This is a genomic window from Pseudomonas sp. PS02303, assembly GCF_029959925.1.
Classification (GTDB): domain Bacteria; phylum Pseudomonadota; class Gammaproteobacteria; order Pseudomonadales; family Pseudomonadaceae; genus Aquipseudomonas; species Aquipseudomonas mandelii.
In genome coordinates this window covers 1-4,210 of sequence record NZ_JASCOM010000372.1, presented here as the reverse complement: position 1 = coordinate 4,210, position 4,210 = coordinate 1, and the positions used below count along the sequence as shown (strand labels likewise).

General features: G+C 61.7%; 3 protein-coding genes. All 3 read right to left on the bottom strand.

Annotation, left to right across the window (positions count from 1 at the left end; genetic code table 11):
• Positions 1–101: 101 nt before the first annotated feature.
• The 3 genes from QMX98_RS32745 to QMX98_RS32735 are packed head-to-tail and all read right to left on the bottom strand — an operon-like array spanning position 102 to position 3,924.
• Positions 102–1,682, bottom strand: a complete 1,581-nt coding sequence (locus QMX98_RS32745) for an aldehyde dehydrogenase (NADP(+)) (protein WP_282411989.1) — start codon at positions 1,680–1,682, stop codon at positions 102–104.
• A 42-nt stretch (positions 1,683–1,724) separates the two neighbouring features.
• The gene (gene araD1, locus QMX98_RS32740; RefSeq protein ID WP_282411988.1) at positions 1,725–2,720 is read right to left on the bottom strand and encodes an AraD1 family protein; all 996 of its coding nucleotides are present in this window, start codon (positions 2,718–2,720) and stop codon (positions 1,725–1,727) included.
• A gap of 28 nt (positions 2,721–2,748) precedes the next feature.
• Positions 2,749–3,924, bottom strand: a complete 1,176-nt coding sequence (locus tag QMX98_RS32735; protein ID WP_221108688.1) for an L-rhamnonate dehydratase — start codon at positions 3,922–3,924, stop codon at positions 2,749–2,751.
• Positions 3,925–4,210 lie beyond the last annotated feature (286 nt).

Genomic DNA, 4,210 nt, shown 5'->3' with positions numbered 1-4,210 from the left:
TGTGGCTGATGACGCCTTCGCGAGCAGGCTCGCTCCCACAGGATTTTGTGTTCACCGCAAATCCAATGTGGGAGCGAGCCTGCTCGTGAAGGCGGTAGAGACTACAACGCTGACTGACTCACCTCCCCATCCACCAACCGCCGAATCCTCAGCGGATTGGCGTTCTGCAACGCCTCGGGCAACAACGCATCCGGGTAGTTCTGGAAGCACACCGGCCGCAGGAACCGGTCAATCGCCAAGGTGCCAACCGATGTGCCGCGCGAATCAGACGTCGCCGGATACGGCCCGCCATGCACCATCCCCTCACACACCTCGACCCCGGTCGGGTAGCCATTGAGCAGAATCCGCCCGACCTTTTCCTGCAGCAACTCCGCCAGCCAACGGTACTCCAGCAACTCGTCCGTCTCGCCAATCAGCGTCGCCGTCAATTGCCCGCGCAGACCGTGCAACGCTGCCGCCAGCTGCGCTCGGTCCTCAAGCTCGATGACGATGGTGGTCGGTCCGAACACCTCCTCCTGAAGCAGCTCATCGCCCTTGAGCAACAGACTGACGTCAGCCTTGAACACCTGCGGTTGTGCCTGATTGCCCTGTTGCGGCTTGCCCGCCAAGTGCGTCAGCCCCGGATGTTCGTGCAACTCGCCAAGGCCTCGGCTGTAACTGACCAGCGCGCCGGCATTGAGCATGGTCTGGGCCGGTTGCTGGTTCATGCTGGCGCAAAACGTTTCCAGGAACTGGCTGAACTGCGGCGAACGCAAACCGATGACCAGGCCCGGGTTGGTGCAGAACTGCCCGCAGCCCAAGGTCACCGACCCGGCCAGTTGCGCAGCGATTTGCTCACCGCGAACCTTGAGCGCTTCGGGCAGCAGGAACACCGGGTTGATGCTCGACATTTCGGCAAACACCGGAATCGGCTGTGGCCGAGTCGCGGCCATGTGGCTCAAGGCATTGCCGCCCTTGAGCGAACCGGTGAAGCCCACCGCCTGAATCGCCGGATGCTTGACCAGCCATTCGCCGACCCCCCCGCCGTAGATCATGTTGAAGACGCCGGGCGGCATTTCGGTGCGCTCGGCGGCGCGGATGATTGCGTCCGCGACCCACTCGGCAGTCGCCATGTGCCCGCTGTGCGCCTTGAACACCACCGGGCAACCGGCGGCCAGCGCCGAAGCGGTATCGCCACCGGCGGTTGAAAATGCCAACGGAAAGTTGCTGGCACCGAACACGGCGACAGGCCCCAGGCCGATGCGGTACTGACGCAGGTCCGGACGTGGCAACGGCTGGCGATCCGGCAGTGCCCGATCAATGCGCGCGCCGTAGAAATCGCCGCGACGCAGGACCTTGGCAAACAAGCGCATCTGGCCGCTGGTGCGCCCGCGCTCACCCTGGATACGCCCGGCCGGCAACGCGGTTTCGCGGCACACGGTGGCGACGAAGTCATCGCCCAGAGCATCGATTTCATCGGCGATGGCGTCGAGGAACTGAGCGCGTTTCTCCGCGCTGAGGTTGCGGTAAACCGGGTAGGCAGCGGCCGCAGCGCTGGCTGCGGCGTCCACTTCCGCTTCAGTGGCCTGGAAAAAACGGCCCGGCAGGGCTTCGCCCGTCGTGGCATCGAGGCTTTGCAGCTGTTGCGTACCGTTGGCGCTGCGGCGACCGCCGATGTAGTTGTGTCCGAGTAGCGTGGTCATGAGTGATCCCTTGACCGGCCGACAACGCCGGTGATTGAAGACTTAAAGCGTGCGCACCTGGCCGATGGCCAACGGCTGGGCACTTTCGCCGATGCCGTTTTCCAGGGGCGCGCCGAACTCATCGAGGCTGATCTGGAAGCGATCGCCCGGCTGGGTTTTTATCCCGTCGGCAAACGACAACGTTGCGGTGCCGAAGTAATGCACGTGGACATCGCCGGGACGCAAAAACTGCGCGTATTTGAAGTGGTGGAATTCGAGGTTGGCGAGGCTGTGGCACATGTTGTCTTCGCCGCTGAGAAACTCCTTTTCCCAGATGGTTTTGCCGTTTCGCGTGATGCGGCTGGTGCCTGCAAGGTGCTTGGGCAACTCGCCGACGCGCAGCTCCGGACCGTAGGCGCAGAAACGCAGTTTCGAATGGGCGAGATACAGGTAATTGCGCCGCTCCATCACATGGTCGGAGAACTCGTTGCCCAAGGCATAACCGACGCGGTACGGCTGGCCGTCGTCGCCGATCACGTAGAGGCCGGTCAGCTCGGGTTCCTCGCCGGCGTCTTCGGCAAACGGCGGCACCGGGAAATCCGCGCCGGGGCGCACGACGATGCTGCCATCACCTTTATAGAACCATTCCGGTTGCGCGCCGACCTGCCCGGCCGCCGGTTTACCACCCTCCAGGCCCCATTTGAAAATGCGCATGGTGTCGGTCATGCCGGCTTCGACCGCGCCCTCCTGCTGGTGCATTTTGTCCCGCGCCGAGGCGCTGCCCAAATGGGTCAGGCCGGTGCCGCTGATCAGGCAATGGGCCGGGTCTTCGTGGTCCAGCGGTGGCAGGACTTTGCCCTGCTGCAACAGCTGGGCGTAATCCGGTCCCGGTTCGGTGCCGCGCAGTGCGACTTCTTCTTGCAGGCTGCGTTGGGCACGAATCGCCGCGAGGGCCAGTTCATGGGTGCTACGGGTGCCTTGCAGCACCTTTACCTGCGAACCCTCAACGAGACCCACCTGGCGTTCACCGGCAGTGTTTTCAAATTGAATCAGGCGCATGACGGCCTCCAGAAAATTGGGATTTGGATCACTCGATGATGTTGAAGTCACTCAAGTACTCATCGGAGATTTCCAGGCCCAGGCCGGGCTTGTCATCGTCGAGCTGGATGTAGCCGTTGACCGGTTGCGGCTCGCCCTTGAACACGTAGTAGAAGAGTTCGTTGCCGACCTCGACGTCGAACACCGGGAAGAACTCGGCCATCGGCGAGGCGGTGGTGGACATGGTCAGGTGGTAGTTGTGCATCTGCCCGGCGTGCGGGATCACCGGCACCGACCAGGCTTCGGCCATGGCGTTGATCTTGCGCGCTGCGGTGATACCGCCCACGCGGTTGGTGTCGTACTGGATCACGTCGACGGCACGGCGTTCCAGCAGGTCTTTGAAGCCGTAGGAGGTGAACTCATGCTCGCCGCCGGAGATCGGCATGATCCCCATTTTCTTCAGCTCGATGTAGCCTTCGATGTCGTCGGCAATCACCGGCTCTTCCAGCCAGCGTGGTTCGAATTCAGCAAGTTTGGGCAGCATGCGGCGGGCGTATTCCAGGGTCCAGCCCATGTAGCACTCGAGCATGATGTCGATGTCGGGACCGGCCAGGTTACGCAGGGCACGCACTTGCTCGATGTTCTTGCGCATACCCGCCGGGCCGTCTTTCGGGCCGTAGCCGAAACGCATTTTCAGCGCGGTGAAACCCTGGTTCAGATAGCCCTGGGCCTCTTCGAGGAACAGGTCGAGGTTGTCATTGGCGTAGAGCTTGGAGGCGTAGGTCCAGATCTTTTCCTTGGTGCGACCGCCGAGCAGTTTGAACACCGGTTTGTTCACGGCTTTGCCCATGATGTCCCAGATCGCGATGTCGATCGCCGAGATCGCCGCCATGCCGATGCCTTTGCGGCCCCAGGCGTGGCTCTGGCGGTACATCTTCTGCCAGATGTATTCGTTGTCGAACGGGTCTTCGCCAATGGCAATCGGCGCCAGGTAGGTGTCGATGATTTCCTTGGCCACACGCGGCGCCAGGGCGCAGTTACCGATGCCGACGAGGCCGTTATCGGTCTCGACTTCCACCACCAGCCAGCCATGGAAACGGAACGAGCCCATGGCATCGCCACGTTCGAACAGGATGTCGCTGGCGTTGGTGCAGAAGTGTGCTTGAGGCGGAACGACTTTGCCTTTCCACTCAAAAACACGGGTACGGATGGCTTTGATTTTCATGAATACAGTTCCTTGCGCTGCCGGCTTTTTGTAGTTGTCGGGTCGCTGCACAAAACCGCACGGGGGCGGGTTCCGGCATTCGATGGAGCGACTTTAGCCAGCGCTCGGGGGTGCGGATAATCACTTATGCGTATCCGGCGATAACCTGCGGTGATAGGAAAAACCGAATAGTGAGTGGATAGGGTTATCAGCCACACACAAAACAAATGTGGGAGCGAGCCTGCTCGCGAAAGCGGTAGTGCAGCCACCTTTTTAGTGACTGTCAGACCGCTATCGCGAGCAGGCT

Coding starts and splice junctions, on each gene's coding strand:
- QMX98_RS32745 (WP_282411989.1), bottom strand. CDS start 1,682: ATGACCACGCTACTCGGACACAACTACATCGGCGGTCGCCGCAGCGCC.
- QMX98_RS32735 (WP_221108688.1), bottom strand. CDS start 3,924: ATGAAAATCAAAGCCATCCGTACCCGTGTTTTTGAGTGGAAAGGCAAA.
- araD1 (WP_282411988.1), bottom strand. CDS start 2,720: ATGCGCCTGATTCAATTTGAAAACACTGCCGGTGAACGCCAGGTGGGT.